Source organism: Pantoea sp. Pa-EAmG (assembly GCF_030024295.1).
GTDB classification, from domain to species: domain Bacteria; phylum Pseudomonadota; class Gammaproteobacteria; order Enterobacterales; family Enterobacteriaceae; genus Pantoea; species Pantoea dispersa.
Genome location: NZ_JASEWO010000105.1, coordinates 1 through 16,314 on the forward strand (window position 1 = coordinate 1; position 16,314 = coordinate 16,314).

Annotated in this window: 17 protein-coding genes; 11 read left to right on the forward strand and 6 right to left on the reverse strand. The window is 58.8% G+C overall.

Annotation, left to right across the window (positions count from 1 at the left end; all coding sequences use genetic code 11):
• Positions 1–500 precede the first annotated feature (500 nt).
• On the forward strand, positions 501–1,175 hold the full coding sequence (locus QMM04_RS14375) for a DUF4396 domain-containing protein (RefSeq protein WP_059008910.1): 675 nt from the start codon (positions 501–503) through the stop codon (positions 1,173–1,175).
• 1 nt (position 1,176) lies between these two features.
• Here the strand turns inward: QMM04_RS14375 and QMM04_RS14380 are convergent, their stop codons facing one another.
• On the reverse strand, positions 1,177–1,875 hold the full coding sequence (locus QMM04_RS14380) for an extensin family protein (RefSeq protein WP_058769587.1): 699 nt from the start codon (positions 1,873–1,875) through the stop codon (positions 1,177–1,179).
• Between the two features lie 286 nt (positions 1,876–2,161).
• Between QMM04_RS14380 and cycA the strand changes: the two genes are divergently transcribed.
• Entirely contained in the window at positions 2,162–3,553 is a 1,392-nt protein-coding gene (cycA, locus tag QMM04_RS14385) for a D-serine/D-alanine/glycine transporter (protein ID WP_282996407.1), read from the forward strand.
• A gap of 40 nt (positions 3,554–3,593) precedes the next feature.
• On the opposite strand, the gene QMM04_RS14390 is transcribed toward cycA, so the two are convergent.
• Together QMM04_RS14390 and rutR are read right to left on the reverse strand one after the other, a co-directional pair.
• Complete coding sequence (locus QMM04_RS14390; RefSeq protein ID WP_125308511.1) at positions 3,594–4,568, reverse strand: metal-dependent hydrolase; 975 nt, start codon at positions 4,566–4,568, stop codon at positions 3,594–3,596.
• A 25-nt stretch (positions 4,569–4,593) separates the two neighbouring features.
• Positions 4,594–5,229 carry an HTH-type transcriptional regulator RutR gene (rutR, locus tag QMM04_RS14395; RefSeq protein WP_031279844.1) on the reverse strand — a complete coding sequence of 212 codons (636 nt, stop codon included), beginning with the start codon at positions 5,227–5,229 and terminating at the stop codon, positions 4,594–4,596.
• A gap of 308 nt (positions 5,230–5,537) precedes the next feature.
• On the opposite strand from rutR, the gene rutA reads away from it, so the two are divergent.
• Genes rutA through rutG form a run of 6 tightly spaced genes read left to right on the forward strand, consistent with a single transcriptional unit; the run spans position 5,538 to position 10,484 of the window.
• Complete coding sequence (gene rutA, locus QMM04_RS14400; RefSeq protein ID WP_059008914.1) at positions 5,538–6,629, forward strand: pyrimidine utilization protein A; 1,092 nt, start codon at positions 5,538–5,540, stop codon at positions 6,627–6,629.
• Entirely contained in the window at positions 6,629–7,339 is a 711-nt protein-coding gene (gene rutB, locus QMM04_RS14405) for a pyrimidine utilization protein B (RefSeq protein ID WP_282996408.1), read from the forward strand. The genes rutA and rutB overlap by 1 nt, the downstream gene beginning before the upstream one ends.
• Positions 7,340–7,381: 42 nt before the next feature.
• A complete protein-coding gene (rutC, locus tag QMM04_RS14410; RefSeq protein WP_021508286.1) occupies positions 7,382–7,777 on the forward strand; it encodes a pyrimidine utilization protein C in 396 nt (131 codons plus the stop codon).
• Complete coding sequence (rutD, locus tag QMM04_RS14415) at positions 7,777–8,577, forward strand: pyrimidine utilization protein D (protein ID WP_021508287.1); 801 nt, start codon at positions 7,777–7,779, stop codon at positions 8,575–8,577. The genes rutC and rutD overlap by 1 nt, the downstream gene beginning before the upstream one ends.
• Positions 8,578–8,615: 38 nt before the next feature.
• A complete protein-coding gene (gene rutF, locus QMM04_RS14420; RefSeq protein ID WP_260467586.1) occupies positions 8,616–9,113 on the forward strand; it encodes an NADH-dependent FMN reductase RutF in 498 nt (165 codons plus the stop codon).
• A 45-nt stretch (positions 9,114–9,158) separates the two neighbouring features.
• Positions 9,159–10,484 carry a pyrimidine utilization transport protein G gene (rutG, locus tag QMM04_RS14425; protein ID WP_021508289.1) on the forward strand — a complete coding sequence of 442 codons (1,326 nt, stop codon included), beginning with the start codon at positions 9,159–9,161 and terminating at the stop codon, positions 10,482–10,484.
• On the opposite strand, the gene QMM04_RS14430 is transcribed toward rutG, so the two are convergent.
• Both QMM04_RS14430 and QMM04_RS14435 read right to left on the reverse strand, forming a co-directional pair.
• Complete coding sequence (locus QMM04_RS14430) at positions 10,481–11,395, reverse strand: DMT family transporter (RefSeq protein WP_021508290.1); 915 nt, start codon at positions 11,393–11,395, stop codon at positions 10,481–10,483. The two genes, rutG and QMM04_RS14430, sit on opposite strands and share 4 nt — an antisense overlap.
• A 110-nt stretch (positions 11,396–11,505) precedes the next feature.
• Positions 11,506–11,670: a general stress protein gene (locus QMM04_RS14435; RefSeq protein WP_010616548.1), complete on the reverse strand. Its 165-nt coding sequence runs from the start codon at positions 11,668–11,670 to the stop codon at positions 11,506–11,508.
• Between the two features lie 312 nt (positions 11,671–11,982).
• On the opposite strand from QMM04_RS14435, the gene wrbA reads away from it, so the two are divergent.
• From wrbA to QMM04_RS14450, 3 genes are read left to right on the forward strand one after another with little or no spacing between them, the layout of a single operon-like run.
• Entirely contained in the window at positions 11,983–12,582 is a 600-nt protein-coding gene (gene wrbA / locus QMM04_RS14440) for an NAD(P)H:quinone oxidoreductase (RefSeq protein WP_282996409.1), read from the forward strand.
• Positions 12,583–12,602: 20 nt separating this feature from the next.
• Positions 12,603–12,833, forward strand: coding sequence for a YccJ family protein (locus QMM04_RS14445; protein WP_021508292.1), 231 nt, complete (start codon positions 12,603–12,605; stop codon positions 12,831–12,833).
• Positions 12,834–12,885: 52 nt separating this feature from the next.
• Positions 12,886–14,259: an NAD-dependent succinate-semialdehyde dehydrogenase gene (locus QMM04_RS14450; protein WP_125308505.1), complete on the forward strand. Its 1,374-nt coding sequence runs from the start codon at positions 12,886–12,888 to the stop codon at positions 14,257–14,259.
• A 119-nt stretch (positions 14,260–14,378) separates the two neighbouring features.
• Here the strand turns inward: QMM04_RS14450 and agp are convergent, their stop codons facing one another.
• Positions 14,379–15,986, reverse strand: coding sequence for a bifunctional glucose-1-phosphatase/inositol phosphatase (gene agp, locus QMM04_RS14455; RefSeq protein WP_282996410.1), 1,608 nt, complete (start codon positions 15,984–15,986; stop codon positions 14,379–14,381).
• Between the last annotated feature and the right edge of the window lie 328 nt (positions 15,987–16,314).

Below are 16,314 nucleotides of genomic sequence, written 5' to 3' on the forward strand. Positions count from 1 at the left end.
ATATCTGTGCCGATTAATGTAAAAAATAAATTAACCAGAGAAAAAATATTGATTGAAACCAGAGCGGCATTGCGGGCAAAAAGTGATAACTACCTTGTTGTCAATATGTTACCCAAATGAGAAATTAAACTATGGTGCGTATGCCAGCGGCACCATCAGGATGATAAGTCGTGCGAATCAGAATAAGATTTTTCTGAAGAATTTTCAATCGTCCTGTTGATTAAACGCCAGACTTCGCAGATAAAACATTCGCCTCATCATTAATCGCTATTATCTTTGCCATTCCCCTTTTTTATACCGCCCGTCATAATCTTCCTGCTGATTAAGTCCGCAGCGCGGCTTAATTCCAGTTATTTCTGCAGTGTTTCCCTGCTTTGCACCTGTGGCAGACATTTCCGGCACCGTCTTTTCCAGCTACGCTTTAGCAGAGGCGCAAGGTGGCAGGCACCAGCATAGCTCCGCAGGCTGGCGCGATTTCAGCAAACTGAGTGGGACTGACTATGTTAAACCAGCTGGCATTACCCTTTCTGGTCGTGGGCATGTGTACCGCCCTGATGATAGCTAAAGATCTGTTGCGTCACCCGCATCCGCTGGCGGTCATGAATATCATCTGGCCGCTCACCGGGCTGTACATGCCGTTTTTCGGCTGGCTGGCATGGTGGTATCTCGGGCGTAAACCGTCACGTCAGCGAAAACTGGCGCTGCTGCTGCCATCCGGATTAACCGGTTATGCCAGCTGGCAAACCATTTTTATTTCCACCTCGCTCTCTGCCGCCGCCTGTATATTCGGCGACATCATCACCCTGCCAATAGTCACTCTGCTCAAGCATTTTGCAATTAGCCCCGCGCTGTGGTTACAGGCGGTTATTTGCGTGATGATTTCGTTACTGGCGGGATTATTTTTTCAGTTTCTGGCCATTCGCCAGCGGGAACAACTTTCTATTGTCCGTACGTTATTATTAGCGCTGAAAACAGAAACCTTTCCGCTGCTGATTTATCAAACGGGAATCTTTATCTTTATGACGCTGGCCCTAAAATATGTGCTTAATCAACAGCTCAATCCCCTGCTCAGCGCCTTCTGGTTTATGTTACAGCTGGCGATGCTCACCGGATTTATTTTCTCCTGGCCGGCAAATCATTTCCTCATCAAACGCGGATTAAACCCGGCGGTGTAGTTTAGCGACAAAAGCCTGCGCCGCGCATGCCAAGGTGGAAATGGCTGGCATGCGCCGCATTGTAATCCGGCCCCAGCGCATTACCGAAGCTGGCACAGCCGTTGCGCCATAAAGCGTGCAAACCGGCAGCGGCCTGCGGCGGTTGCTGCCAGTTTTTGCCTACCTGTAGCCAGCGCCCATCCGCCAGCTGAAACCCCGTGATGTCCCACGCCTCCGCCGTCGCATGTTCACTGCGGCGTCCTTCCTGGCGGTGATAAATATTGCGGCAGGCGTAACTGCCAACATGCGCGATGCGGCGCAGCGGCGAGGTAATGCCGGCCTGCTGCAGCGCCGCATTGCTGCGTGTAACATACAGCGTGCTGGCCACCGCCATCGGACAGCTGGCAAGAAAACTGCTGCTCAGCGTGACCTCACCGAAGCGGCTGATGCGCAGCGGTTGATCAATCGGACAATCGCCCTGCAGCGGCGGCACCTCACGGAAACTGACTCTGCCCTGCGCGCTGGCCGCGCGCATCACCGCCAGACACGCGGCCGGATCGCTGCTCAGCCGCTGCAGCTTATAGCGCGTCATCCAGCCCGGCGGATCGGTAACCTGGAGCGGTATAAACGGATTCCACTGTGGCGGCAGATGCGTTTTCAGCCAGGGTAAACTCCACCAGCCGCACAGGGCCAGCAGCACTATCGCGAGCAATGCGCGCACGCTGCCTCACTTTTTCCGGGTTCATCGAAATGACAAGTGTAGAACCCTGCGCAGCGCTGCGTGGTGCAAGCGGCTCATTTGCAGAACATTTACGCAAAATGACGGCACGGCGCGCCATGTAAATATTTACTGACACGGTAAAGCACGCAAAAGGGCACAAAGGTTTAAAAACCATTACCGAGAGTGGCCGCCTTTCCTCTATCTTATGCCCTCTTGCCCTGTGCAACAGCACGTTATTCAACAGCCAGCAGAGCTGACACAACATCAAGACAGGAAAGATATTTTTATGGTTGATCAATCTAAAGCGGCGCCCATTGAGGCCGAACAGCCGGAAAAACTCCGGCGCAACCTGCATAACCGTCACATCCAGCTTATCGCTATCGGCGGTGCCATTGGCACCGGTCTGTTCATGGGCTCCGGTAAAACCATCAGCCTGGCGGGTCCGTCGATCATCTTCGTCTATATGATCATCGGTTTTATGCTGTTCTTTGTGATGCGCGCCATGGGTGAGCTGCTGCTCTCCAACCTTGAGTACAAATCCTTCAGCGACTTTGCCGCCGATCTGCTCGGTCCGTGGGCCGGTTATTTCACCGGCTGGACTTACTGGTTCTGCTGGGTGGTGACCGGCATCGCCGACGTGGTGGCGATCAGCGCCTATTTCCAGCTGTGGTTCCCGAACTTCTCAATCTGGATGAGCGCGCTGCTGTGCGTGTTTGTTTTCCTTGCCCTGAACATCGCCACGGTAAAACTGTTTGGCGAGATGGAGTTCTGGTTCGCCATTATCAAAATCGTCGCCATCGTGGCGTTAATCATCACCGGGATTGTGCTGGTCAGCCTGCACTACCCTTCGCCGAACGGGAGCCACGCGGCGCTGAGCAACATCTGGGATCACGGCGGCATGTTCCCGAAAGGGCTGAGCGGTTTCTTTGCCGGCTTCCAGATTGCGGTGTTTGCCTTTGTCGGCATTGAACTGGTGGGTACGGCGGCGGCGGAGACCAAAGATCCGCATAAAGTTCTGCCGCGTGCCATCAACGCGATCCCGCTGCGCATCATCATGTTTTACGTGCTGGCGCTGCTGGTGATCATGGCGGTGACGCCGTGGAACCAGGTCATACCGGATCGCAGTCCATTCGTTGAAATGTTTGTGCTGATTGGCCTGCCGGCCGCTGCCAGCATCGTTAACTTTGTGGTGCTAACCTCCGCGGCCTCCTCAGCCAACAGCGGCATTTTCTCCACCAGCCGCATGCTGTATGGTCTGGCGGAACAGGGCGTGGCGCATAAGGCGTTTGGCCGTCTCTCGGCGCGCGCGGTGCCGACCACCGGCCTGTTCTTCTCCTGCCTGTGTCTGCTGGCTGGCGTGGCGTTGATCTACCTGATTCCGGATGTGATGACGGTCTTCACCATGGTGACCACGGTTTCGGCGATTCTGTTTATGTTTGTCTGGACCATTATCCTGTGCAGCTATCTGGCCTACCGCAAACAGCATCCGCAGCGGCATGCGGCGTCACGCTTCAAAATGCCACTCGGCAAGCTGATGTGCTGGGTGTGCATGGCTTTCTTTGCCTTTGTGCTGGTGCTGCTGACGCTGCAGGAAGATACCCGCCAGGCGCTGATGGTGACGCCACTGTGGTTTGTGGTGCTGACCATGGGCTGGCTGCTACGCCGGCGTAAAGCCTGATCCACCTAAACGAACAGGCCCGGTTATCCGGGCCTGTTCGTTATAAGCGTTCCGTGAATTTGTGCCACGCCTGCGCCAGCGACGGCCGCAGCGAATCTTCCCGCTGTGGTGCTGCTGCCGGCGCTGCGGCGGAACCGAGATTAAAGGTAAAGGTGTAATCCGGCTCTTCCCCCATGCGCAAATCCACGATCAGCGTGTCGTTGCCCTGCTGGCGCATGGCATAGAAACCATGGCTGAACCACGCAACGCGTTCGGCGTGCCACTGGCCTTTAAACGGGGCAAAAAGCGCGGGATGACGATCGTACCAGCGGATCTGTAAGGGACGATCGGGCGACAGCAGCGACCACCATGCTTCCCCGTAGCGCTGCGGCGTGATAATTACCGTGCGCCACACCAGCGTGTTGAACGCGGTGGGCGTCACCAGCAGTTGCTGCGGCTGCACGGCCTGCTGCGTCAGCTGGTGCTCAATATGTCGGGTAGCAACACTTTGCGCCACCATGCTCCAGCCCAGGTACAGCGTACTGATGAGCAATCCGGCCTGATTCCAGCGTAGCCCGCACGCATCCCGCCGCCACAGTGCGACGATCAGGGCGATCAGCAGCGGTAGCGTGTAGAGCGGATCGATGATGAACATGCTGCCGATGGCGAACGGGTAATCGGTCAGCGGCAGTCCGAGCTGCGTGCCGTACACCGTGGTCAGGTCCAGCAGCGGATGCGTGATCAGTGCCAGCCAGATGGCGAGGCACCAGGCGCGCCAGTGCTGCCGGCTGCGCGTCGCGCCAGCCACCAGCCAGCCAGGTAACGGTGCCACCAGCGTCAGCCACAGCAGCGCGTGGCTCTCGGTGCGGTGCAGCGTCATGTTGCGAATGGCATCGCCGTGGTCGATAAACACGTCGAGGTCCGGCAGCGTGCCCGCGACCGCCCCCGCCAGTGCCGCCTGCCACAGCGGCACGCGTTTGCCCATTACGGCCACGGTCACCGCCGCGCCCAGCGTTAGTTGTGATAGCGAATCCATGCACTCTCCTGGTCAGCCTTTGGGATCAGCGCACGCGGATCCCTTCAATGATCATGCGCTGAACGTTATCCAGCGTCTGGGCAAAAAATTCCGCATCGTTTAGCGTCTGGCCGGTGATGGCTTCCACCTGGGACGCGAAATCAGCGTAGTGCTGCGTAGTCGCCCACAGCAGAAAGAACAGATGCTGCGGCTGCACGCCGGCAATACGCCCTTCGGCGATCCACTGTTCGATAATCGCCGCTTTGTCATCCACCAGCGCTTTTAAATCCCCCGCCAGTTCGCCCTTCAGCAGCGGCGCGCCCTGCAGCATCTCCAGACAGAACAGGCGCGATGCCTGCGGGTGGTCACGCGACACTTCCAGCTTGAGACGAATATAGTTGCGGATGGCCACCAGCGGATCCTGGTCATGACGCAGCGCACGCAGCGGCGCCAGCCACACATCAAGAATCTCTTTCAGTACCGCCACATACAGCACTTCTTTTGACGGATAGTAGTAAAGCAGGTTGGTTTTTGAGACGTCCGCGCGCTCAGCCACCTTATCCAGACTGGTGCCGTGAATGCCAAACTGCGAGAAGAAGGCCAATGCCGCTTCCAGAATAGCTGCCCGTTTCGCCGCAACGGCCCGCGATCGGCGTCCTGGCTTTTTTTCATCGCTTTTCACACTGTTACCTCTTCCATCCTGCGAAATCGCATCATAACAAACGCCCTGTTTCCTGCCTAATGCTGTGCCCTGCACCTTTTTCGCTCAGGTGACGCATGAAAAACGTGCAATTTGTTTTGACCAGATGGTCTGTTTTGGACCAGTCACTCAGGATTCATTACGTCGCCAATTTTAACTGATTGTTATGTATCACTTTTAAAATTGTGGCACAGGCTTTGCAATTTTGTGATCGAGCGCCGCCCGCAGGATGCGTGCAGGAAGCAACGCAGCGCGTGAAGCAATCCATGTTCAATGCAGAGAGGTTTCACATGAAAATTGGCGTTTTCGTTCCGATTGGCAACAATGGCTGGCTCATCTCCACGCATGCCCCGCAATACAAGCCGACCTTTGAACTCAACAAAGCGATTGTGCTCAAAGCTGAGCACTATCACTTCGACTTTGCCCTGTCGATGATTAAGCTGCGCGGCTTCGGCGGCAAAACCGAATTCTGGGACCACAACCTGGAGTCCTTCACCCTGATGGCCGGGCTGGCTGCGGTGACCTCACGCATTGAAATCTACGCCACCGCCGCCACCCTGACGCTGCCGCCCGCTATCGTGGCGCGCATGGCCGCTACCATCGACTCCATTTCCGGCGGCCGCTTCGGCGTCAATCTGGTCACCGGCTGGCAGAAGCCGGAGTATGAGCAGATGGGGCTGTGGCCGGGCGATGAATATTTTGCCAGCCGCTACAACTACCTGACGGAGTACGTCACGGTGCTGCGCGACCTGTGGGGCACTGGCCAGAGCGACTTCAAAGGTGAGTTCTTCACCATGAACGACTGTCGCGTCAGTCCGCAGCCGCAGAAGCCGATGAAGGTGATTTGCGCCGGTCAAAGTGATGCCGGCATGGCCTTTTCGGCGCAATACGCTGATTACAACTTCTGCTTCGGCAAGGGCGTCAATACCCCGACCGCCTTTGCACCCACTGCCGCACGCATGAAACAGGCCGCGGACAAAACCGGGCGCGACGTCGGTTCCTACGTGCTGTTTATGATTATCGCCGCCGAAAGCGACGAAGCCGCGCGCGCCAAATGGGAACACTACAAAGCCGGCGCAGACGATGAAGCCCTCGCCTGGCTCACCACGCAGAGCCAGCAGGACACCAAATCCGGCAGCGACACCAATGTGCGCCAGATGGCCGATCCGACCTCTGCCGTCAACATCAATATGGGCACGCTGGTCGGTTCTTATGCCAGCGTGGCACGCATGCTGGATGAAGTGGCGCTGGTGGAAGGCACCGAAGGCGTGCTGCTGACCTTTGATGATTTCCTGCAGGGCATTGAAGATTTTGGTGAACGTATCCAGCCGCTGATGGCGTGCCGCCGCGCGCTGATTGACGCCCACAAGGAGGTTGCATAATGAATACCGTCGTTTGTGCCCACAGCACCAGCCAGCCTGCAGTGACTCTGCCGGCGCGCCCGGAAGCCATCGCCCTGCCGCCGGCGCAAAGCGCGCTGATTGTGGTGGATATGCAGAACGCCTACGCCAGCCAGGGCGGCTATCTCGATCTGGCCGGGTTTAATGTCTCCGCCACGCAGCCGGTTATCGCCCGGATTCATCAGGCGGTCACCGCCGCCCGCGCGGCAGGGATGCAGATCATCTGGTTCCAGAACGGCTGGGATAATCAGTATGTCGAAGCCGGTGACGCCGGTTCGCCCAATTTCCATAAATCCAACGCACTGAAAACCATGCGCCAGCGGCCGGAGCTGCACGGCACGCTGCTGGCAAAAGGCGGCTGGGATTATGCGCTGGTGGATGAACTGGTGCCACAAGCCGGCGATATTGTGCTGCCCAAACCGCGCTACAGCGGCTTTTTCAACACGCCGCTCGACAGCATGCTGCGCAGCCGCGGTATTCGTCATCTGGTGTTTACCGGCATTGCCACCAACGTCTGCGTGGAATCGACGCTGCGCGACGGCTTTTTCCTCGAGTATTTCGGCGTGGTGCTGGCCGATGCCACCCATCAGGCCGGACCGTCGTTTGCTCAGCAGGCGGCGCTGTTCAACATTGAAACCTTTTTTGGCTGGGTCAGCGATACCGACACCTTCTGCGAGGCGCTGAAGTCATAACCGCCGTTTCACCTGCACGCTTAATAATAAGGACTCTGAGTCATGCCTAAAACAGTGATTATTCCTCCCGGCACCACGACGCCGATCGCTCCGTTTGTACCCGGCACCTTAGCCGATGGCGTGGTGTACGTTTCCGGTACGCTGCCGTTCGATGCCGACAACAACGTGGTGCACGTCGGGGATGCGGCGGCGCAAACCCGCCACGTGCTGGAAACCATCAAAAAAGTGATCGAGACCGCCGGTGGCAGCCTGCAGGACGTCACTTTCAACTCGATTTTCATCACCGACTGGAGCAACTACGCGGCGGTAAACCAGGTATATGCCGACTATTTCCCCGGCGACAAACCGGCGCGCTTCTGTATTCAGTGCGGTCTGGTGAAACCCGATGCGCTGATTGAAATCGCCAGCGTGGCACACATTGGCCGGCAGGAGGCGTAATGCATCTGGACATTCAGGGATTAAGCGCGCCCGACGCGCCGACGCTGGTACTGTCGTCCGGGCTGGGCGGCGTGGCCGCTTTCTGGCAACCGCAGCTGGCGGCACTGACGCCGCACTATCGCGTGGTGACCTACGATCAGCGCGGCACCGGTCGCAGCCCCGATACGCTGCCGGAAGGTTACAGCATGGCGATGATGGCAGCGGAACTGGCCGACGCGCTGGCGGAGCACGGCATCGAACAGTATGACATCGTGGGCCATGCGCTTGGCGGGCTGATTGGCCTGCAGCTGGCGCTTGATTATCCGCAGCGCGTCGGACGCGTAGTGGTGATCAACGGCTGGCTGGCGCTGGATGCCCACACCGAACGCTGCTTCCAGGTGCGTCAGGATCTGCTGCTCAACGTTGGTGTTGAAGCGTTTGTGCGCGCGCAGCCGCTGTTTCTTTATCCGGCCGAATGGCTGGCACGCCATCAGTCACGCATCAGCGCGGAGGATGTGCATCACGTGGCGCATTTCCAGGGCATGGAGAACCTGCTGCGGCGTCTGCACGCGCTGAAATCGGCCGATTTCCGTCCGCACGCCTCGCGAATCACCCAGCCGGTGCTGGCGATATGCAGTCAGGATGACCTGCTGGTGCCGTGGAGCTGCTCGCCGCAGCTGGCGCAGGCGCTGCCCAACGGCAGCCTGATTGAGATGCCGTGGGGCGGCCATGCCATGAGCGTGACCGATGCCGACAACTTTAATGCGCTGCTGCTGCGCTGGCTGGCGGACACCGCCACGCCGGCTCGCCGCGCCAGCTAATCACGGAGCCGATGATGAGCGTACATGAACTGCCTCTGCTGCCCGAAGTGAGCCAGCAGGCTTTCCGCGATGCCATGTCCGGCCTGGGCGCGGCGGTCAATATCATCACCACCGACGGGCCGGCCGGACGCGCCGGTTTTACCGCCACCGCGGTGTGCAGCGTCAGTGATACGCCGCCGACGCTGCTGGTCTGCCTCAATCGTAATGCATCGGTGTGGCCGATCTTCCGCGACAACGGCGTGCTGTGTGTGAACACGCTGGCCGCTGGCCAGGAATCGCTGTCAACGCTGTTTGGCGGTAAAACCCCGATGGCGGAACGTTTTGCCGCCGCCCACTGGCACACGCAGCACAGCGGCGCCCCGCTGCTGCAGGGGGCGCTGATGGCGTTCGACTGCACCATCACGCAGGTCGTCAGCGTGGCGACACACGACATTCTGTTTTGCAACGTGATGGCGCTGGAGCGCCATGATGCCCAGCCCGGTCTGATGTGGTTTGACCGTTGCTACCATGCCCTTTCACGGCAGGACGACCGCTAACGCCGCACCGTGCGGCCCGGTTCGACCACTACCCTGGAGAAGACGATGGCGAGTTCCTGGTTCCCCCGCTGGCAGAAAAAGTCAGCCATGAGCGATAACGGGCTGATTGCCCCGGACGAAACCCTGCCACTCGGGCAGACGTTCGTGCTGGGCCTGCAGCATGCGGTAGCAATGTTTGGCGCAACGGTGCTGATGCCGCTGCTGATGGGGCTGGATCCCAACCTGGCGATTCTGGTTTCCGGTATCGGCACCCTGCTGTTCTTTGTCATTACCGGTGGTCGCGTGCCGAGTTATCTCGGATCGAGCGCCGCGTTTGTCGGCGTGGTGATCGCCATTACCGGCTTCAACGGTCAGGGGCTCAATCCCAACCTGGCGCTGGCGCTGGGCGGCGTTATTGCCTGCGGCGCGCTCTACACGCTGATTGGCCTGGTGGTGATGAAAGTGGGTACCGGCTGGATTGAACGGCTGATGCCACCGGTGGTCACCGGTGCGGTAGTGATGGCCATCGGCCTTAATCTGGCACCGATTGCGGTGCACAGCGTCTCCGCCTCGATGTTTGATAGCTGGATGGCGGTGATGACGGTGCTGTGCATCGGGCTGGTGGCGGTGTTCACCCGCGGCATGGTGCAGCGGCTGCTGATTCTGGTCGGACTGATTGTCGCCTGGGCGCTGTACGCTCTGCTGACCAACGTGATGGGCTTCGGCAAGCCGGTGGATTTCAGCCGCGTGGCCAGCGCCGCGTGGTTTGGTCTGCCGCACACCACCGCGCCAGTATTTGATATGCAGGCAATCGTGATGATCGCACCGGTGGCGATTATTCTGGTGGCAGAGAACCTCGGCCATATTAAAGCGGTGGCGGGCATGACCGGGCGTAATCTCGATCCGTGGATGGGACGCGCGTTCGTCGGCGACGGCCTGGCAACCATGCTGTCTGGTTCCATCGGCGGCAGCGGCGTCACCACCTATGCCGAAAACATTGGCGTGATGGCGGTGACCAAAGTCTACTCCACGCTGGCGTTTGTCGCTGCGGCGCTGATTGCGCTGGTGCTGGGCTTTTCGCCTAAGTTCGGCGCGCTCATCCACACCATTCCCGGCCCGGTGATTGGCGGCGCTTCAATTGTGGTGTTTGGCTTAATCGCCGTGGCGGGCGCGCGCATCTGGGTGCAGAACCACGTCGATTTTAGCCAGAACAGCAATCTGATTATGGTGGCCACCACGCTGGTGCTCGGCGCCGGGGATTTTGCGCTGAAGATCGGCAGCTTTACCCTCGGCGGCATCGGCACGGCCACCTTCGGTGCCATCATCCTCAACGCAATTCTGCAGCGACGCGGTGCCGCGCTGACCCAGCCGGCGGCGCGCCCGCAGCCTTAAGGCTTCTGCGGTGCCTGCTCCGGCACCGCTTTTTTGCGCCGCAGGCGCAGTTCACTGACAATCACCCCGCAGACAATCAGTGCGCCGCCCAGCAGCGCCGCGGCCGGTAACCGTTCGCCGGCAATGCGTCCGACCACACCGGCCCACACCGGCTCGCCGGCATAAATCACTGTGGCGCGCGTCGGCGAGACGCTGCGCTGCGCCCAGTTCATGGTGACCTGAATCAGCGCGCTGGCCGCGCCGAGGCCCAGCGCGCTAAACAGCAGCGGTGCCGATAGCGTGGGTAAAGATTCGCCGTTGGGCAGCATCAGCACGAAGGCGCAGGCCGAAGCCACCAGCAGCTGTACCAGCGTCACGCGGCGCACATCGACCTGCCCGGCGTAGCGGCTGATAAGAATGATCTCGGCGGCAATGGCGAGGGTGCTGAGCAGCGTGGCGATCTCACCGGCATTCAGCGTCAGGCTGCCATCCTGCGGACCCGCCACCAGCACCAGACCGGTGAACGCCAGCAAAATGCCCAGCCACGCCATCAGGCCCGGCGGCCGGCGCAGAAACAGCCATTGCAACAGCGGCACCACCGGCACGTAAAGTGCCGTCAGAAACGCCGACTGGCTGCTGGAAATGGTTTGCATACCCCAGGTTTGCAATCCGTAACCGCCGGCAATCGCCACGCCAATCAGCGCACCCGCTTTGATTTCCAGCCAGGTAATGTGACGCAAATAGCGGCGAAAGAAAAAGGCCAGCAGCAGCGAGGCGGTAGCGAAACGCAGCCCGACAAAAAAGAACGGCCCCGAATGCGCCATGGCGCGATGCACCACCAGAAAGGTGCCACCCCAGACCATAGTGATAAAAATAAGTACCAGCTCCTGACGCGTAATACGCAGGCTGAGGCGGGAAGTGGAAGCAGACATAACGCACCAGAATAGAGGACTGGCGCACATTTTTGCTGATTAGCCGGGCAAATTGCAATCATTGTAACCGCCGGGCGTACCCGGCGGCCGAGGATACCGTCACAGACGCACTATTTTTTCGCGCGGCTGCGTCCCCCCTTTTCACCTGCTTCGGCAGCACGCTGCGGATCATTTCTGAAATTCCCGCCGCTGTTTTTACCGCCTTTTCGACCCGCTTCCGCGGCCCTTTCGCGATCTTCCGCGAAGTTGCCTGATCCTCCACGATGTTGAGCCATCATTTCCTCCAGGTATTGAGCATAGGTGGTGAAGACATTTCACTGCGCTAACAGTGTCAGGTCAGGTGCGCACTATCTCGCCACACCCGCTTAAAGCATAGCCAATGGATGCGCACAATCAGGCACATATTCATACTTTGCAACAGATAAACCGCTTAACATCGTTTTTATGGCGAGATATTCAGCTGAAAAACAAGCGGTTAGCGGCAGAAGTCGTAGCGCAATCTCCGTGACTGTTCAATGGCTGACCAGCATAGCGCGCAGCCTCTTCTATACTTCTTTCTGTTCCTTACACCACAGGATGAAAACACGATGGCAAAAATTCTGGTGCTTTATTACTCCATGTACGGACATATCGAAACCATGGCTAACGCGGTGGCAGACGGTGCGAAGAGCGTGAGCGGTGCCGAAGTCACCATTCTGCGCGTGCCGGAAAGTATGGATGCCGAACGATTTTCTCAGGTCGGCGGGAAGGTTAATCAGCCGGCGGTGGAAGCCAAACCGGACGACCTGCCGCAGTACGATGCCATCATCGTCGGCACCCCGACGCGCTTCGGCAACATGTCCGGTCAGATGCGTAATTTCTGGGACCGCACCGGCGGCCTGTGGGCCTCTGGCGCGCTGTACGGCAAGATTGCCAGCGTGTTTGCGTCTACCGGCACCGGCGGCGGTCAGGAGCAGACTATCACCTCGGTGTGGACCACCCTGGCACATCACGGCATGGTGATTGTGCCCATCGGCTACGGCACCAAAGAGTTGTTTGATATTTCGCAGGTGCGTGGCGGTACGCCGTATGGCGCAACCACGCTGGCGGGCGGTGACGGATCGCGCCAGCCCTCTGCGGAAGAACTGGAAATTGCCCGTTATCAGGGCCAATACGTCGCCGGTCTGGCGGTAAAACTGAAAGGATAAATTCCCAACAGGAGAGAGTTATGGCAACAGAACAGTTTAAAGCTCACCACGTGGGCGAATGGGCGACCTTACGTCACACCTCACCGGAAATCGCTGAAGCAATTTTCGAAGTGGCGAATTATGACGAACGGCTTGCCGAAGAGATCTGGCGCCAGCAAGGCAGCGATGAGGTGTTATTCCGCGCGTTTGAGAAAACCGACCAGGACGTCCTGACGTGGGACGATAAGCCGGTCGAACGTAAAAACATCTGAAGCACAGGCGGGCATGTCCCGCCTTCTCATTTTTAGCCGTCAGGGAGCCTTTATGTCAGCCTATCAAAGCATTAATCCGGCCAACAATCAGCTGCTGAAAACCTGGCCATCACACGATGACAGCTACACGCAGCAGGCGCTGCACACCGCCGATGCGCTCTACCATTCGCCGTGGAGCAAAGGCGACATTCAGCCGCGTCTGCAGGTGCTGCAGCGTCTGGCAGAATTGATTGAGCAGCGCAGCGAAGAGCTGGCCATCATCGCCAGCAAAGAGATGGGTAAGCTGATTGGCCAGAGCCGCGGCGAAGTGAAAATTTGCGCCAGCATCGCGCGCTATTATGCCGAACACGCGGCAAGGCTGTTACAGGCCCAGCCCTATCCCAGCGATGTCGGTGATGCCTGGCTCGAATACCATCCGATTGGCGTGGTGGTGGCCGTCGAGCCGTGGAATTTTCCCTATTATCAGCTGATGCGCGTGCTGGCACCGAACCTGGCACTGGGCAATCCGGTGCTGGCGAAACATGCCAACATTGTGCCGCACTGCGCCGACGTGTTTGAAAAGCTGGTGCTGGAAGCCGGTGCGCCGCAGGGCGCGTGGACCAATCTGTTTATCTCTAACCAGCAGGTGGCCGATCTGATTGCCGATCCGCGCGTGCAGGGCGTGGCGCTCACCGGTTCAGAGCGCGCCGGCAGCGCGGTGGCTGAGCAGGCCGGTAAGCATCTGAAAAAATCCACGCTCGAGCTGGGTGGTAACGATGTGTTTGTGGTGCTGGACGATGCCGACATTGATGAAGCGGTGCGCCAGGGGGCGCAGGCCCGGCTCAGCAACTGCGGTCAGGTGTGTACCGCGGCCAAGCGCTTTATTCTGCATGAAAAGATTGCCGATCGCTTTATGGCTAAATTTAGCGCGGCGCTGCAATCCGCTACGCCCGGCGATCCGTTAGATGAAAAAACCACGCTGGGGCCGCTGTCGTCACAGGATGCACGTGACCGGCTGGTGAAACAGGTGGACGAGGCGGTGGCGCATGGCGCACGCGTGGAGTGCGGTGGACGCGTAATCGACGGCGTCGGCTGCTACTACCAGCCAACCATCCTGACCGGCCTGACGCCGGATAACCCGGCTTATTATCAGGAGTTTTTCGGCCCGGTGGCGCAGGTGTATGTGGTGGCGGACGATCGTGCTGCCGTGGCACTGGCCAACGATTCGCACTACGGTTTGGGCGGTTCCGTGTGGACGCGGGACATTGCGCGCGGGCGCAACATGGCTTCGCAGATTGAGACCGGCATGGTGTTTATCAATTCGCAGAGTGATACCGCGGCTGAGCTGCCGTTCGGCGGCGTGAAGCGTTCCGGCTATGGCCGTGAACTGTCCGATCTCGGGCTGAAGGAGTTTGCTAACCAGAAACTGGTCGTGGTAGCCGGTTAAACGGCATGAAACCACCGTTGAACTGAACGGTGGTTTTATTCGATTCACTGCGGAGTGCGTCAATGCGCAGCCGGTAACAACACAGCAGGGTCGCCGTGCATGGCGACCCTGCTGGCGTTTTAGTTGCTGGCTGCTGCCGGCTGTTGCGCGGGTTTAGCGTCCGCCTCCGGCTTCGCCGGCGCTGCTTCAGCCTGCGCTTTCTGCGCCGCTGCGGCATCGGCTTTCGCCTTCTCCTCTGCGGCCTTCTGAGCGCTGGCCTTCTCAGCTTTGGCTTTGTCGTCCGCCGCTTTTTGCGCCGTGGCCTTGTCCGCCTTCACTTTTTCCTCAGCAGCTTTCGCGTCAGCGGCTTTCTGCGCTGCAGCTTTATCAGCCGCGGCTTTATCCGCGCTGGCCTGATCCGCTTTGGCCTGTGCGTCATCGCTGGCTGCCGGCGCGGCAGCAGGCTGTGCGGCCGGTGCCGGTGCGGCTGGCTGCAGCGGTGTACCCTGCAGCGCGTTGTTCAGCGCGCTGGTGAACTGATCCCAGCTGCAGTAGCCGTTGGCGTCAGTGTCACACCCCGCCAGCTGCAGCGTAACGCGCTTCGGTGGGTTCTTCAGGCTCAGCACATCTGCATTACGCAGCTGATCCGCCGTCTGATAGACATACTCCACTTTCAGCAGGTCTTTGTTGTTCTTCGCATCGTGCCAGCGTTCAAACACTACCTGGCCGCCAATCGGGGTTTTCTCGTCGTTACCCGGCAGCTCGTACGGCTTAACCTGCAGCGCGCTCAGCAATGACGCGATATTCGAATCGTGTCCGACCATCAGCGTGACTTTTGGCGCGGTGGCTTTGTCCTGATCGACCAGCTGGCTGCGGATGTAATCCACCAGCGGTGCGGCAACGTCACGCGCCACTTCCGGCGCGGTAAACAGCGCATCCTGATAGCCATTCTTGATCGCCGCGAGCTCTTTCCACTGTTCAGGCGTTTTGATTTGTCCCCAGGCAACCTGATCCGCCGGGAAACCTTCGTAATATTGCAGCGTAAAGGCGTCGACCAGCGAGTTACCCACTTTCAGCGGGCCATTGACGCCGGGCTCTTTGCCGTTTTCCGCGCTAAAGGTGTTGTCGCCGCTGCTCAGGTCGCACTGTTTCTTGCCGTTACAGGCCGGAGCTGATTTGTAATCCACGATTTTTTCCAGCCGCTGGAAGGCCGGCTTCAGCGCCAGCTTCTCATTGGCTGTGGTCATCGCCGCCAGCGCTTTCTTGTTAAACGCTTCGCTGCCATCGGTGATTACCGGATTGAAGATCGGGTCCATAGTGCCCATCGCATCCTGATGGGTGACAGCGATATCGCAGCCCGGGAAAGCACCAGTGACGAAATACTGCGCCGTCGCGACGGTACGCTGCAGGCTGTTGGCATAGACAAAGATGTTGCTGCTGTCCGGACAGGTGCCATTCTGTACCAGCCCCTGCTGGGCCAGCCACTGACGGGTGTAGTTACCCATGTAGACTTCCAGCACGCCGCCTTTGGTGGTCAGCTCACCGCCGGGCACATCCCACTGCGGCCAGCTTTTTTTCGTCGCCTGCTCCAGCACGCTGCCGTTGTTGGCCAGCGGGGCACGCAGGTTGTGACGACTCAGCATCAGGACCTGCTGCAGTTGCATGTCGCCATCCGCGGCATAAGCGCTCATACCCATCGGCAGCGCCGCGATCACTGACAGCGCGCAAAGACTCAGTTTCTTGATCATTGTGCCTATTCCATAATTCATCAGGGAAACACTCTGGCATTCAAGCGATTAGCTCGCCAAAGAGCGAATTACCGCACAGTGTAACCCAGCTTGCCTGAGAAAATCGCCAGATGTTTGCAAAAACCGTGCATCGACTATAGCAGTAAACGCGCTGGCCGTCGGGTTACGGCAGCAGATTGAAAAGCTTCAGGATGTTTTTCAGAAGGATGGAAAGCAGAAAAGCGAAAAGCCCGCATCGCTGCGGGCTTCTCTTATATGGCGGAGGAACAGAGATTCGAACTCTGGGATGGTTTCCCATCGGCGGTTTTCAAGACCGCTGCCTTAAGCC

Coding starts and splice junctions, on each gene's coding strand:
- agp (WP_282996410.1), bottom strand. CDS start 15,986: ATGATCAAGAAACTGAGTCTTTGCGCGCTGTCAGTGATCGCGGCGCTG.
- rutA (WP_059008914.1), top strand. CDS start 5,538: ATGAAAATTGGCGTTTTCGTTCCGATTGGCAACAATGGCTGGCTCATC.
- QMM04_RS14430 (WP_021508290.1), bottom strand. CDS start 11,395: ATGTCTGCTTCCACTTCCCGCCTCAGCCTGCGTATTACGCGTCAGGAG.
- rutC (WP_021508286.1), top strand. CDS start 7,382: ATGCCTAAAACAGTGATTATTCCTCCCGGCACCACGACGCCGATCGCT.
- QMM04_RS14450 (WP_125308505.1), top strand. CDS start 12,886: ATGTCAGCCTATCAAAGCATTAATCCGGCCAACAATCAGCTGCTGAAA.
- wrbA (WP_282996409.1), top strand. CDS start 11,983: ATGGCAAAAATTCTGGTGCTTTATTACTCCATGTACGGACATATCGAA.
- QMM04_RS14445 (WP_021508292.1), top strand. CDS start 12,603: ATGGCAACAGAACAGTTTAAAGCTCACCACGTGGGCGAATGGGCGACC.
- rutG (WP_021508289.1), top strand. CDS start 9,159: ATGGCGAGTTCCTGGTTCCCCCGCTGGCAGAAAAAGTCAGCCATGAGC.
- rutB (WP_282996408.1), top strand. CDS start 6,629: ATGAATACCGTCGTTTGTGCCCACAGCACCAGCCAGCCTGCAGTGACT.
- QMM04_RS14390 (WP_125308511.1), bottom strand. CDS start 4,568: ATGGATTCGCTATCACAACTAACGCTGGGCGCGGCGGTGACCGTGGCC.
- rutD (WP_021508287.1), top strand. CDS start 7,777: ATGCATCTGGACATTCAGGGATTAAGCGCGCCCGACGCGCCGACGCTG.
- QMM04_RS14375 (WP_059008910.1), top strand. CDS start 501: ATGTTAAACCAGCTGGCATTACCCTTTCTGGTCGTGGGCATGTGTACC.
- cycA (WP_282996407.1), top strand. CDS start 2,162: ATGGTTGATCAATCTAAAGCGGCGCCCATTGAGGCCGAACAGCCGGAA.
- QMM04_RS14435 (WP_010616548.1), bottom strand. CDS start 11,670: ATGGCTCAACATCGTGGAGGATCAGGCAACTTCGCGGAAGATCGCGAA.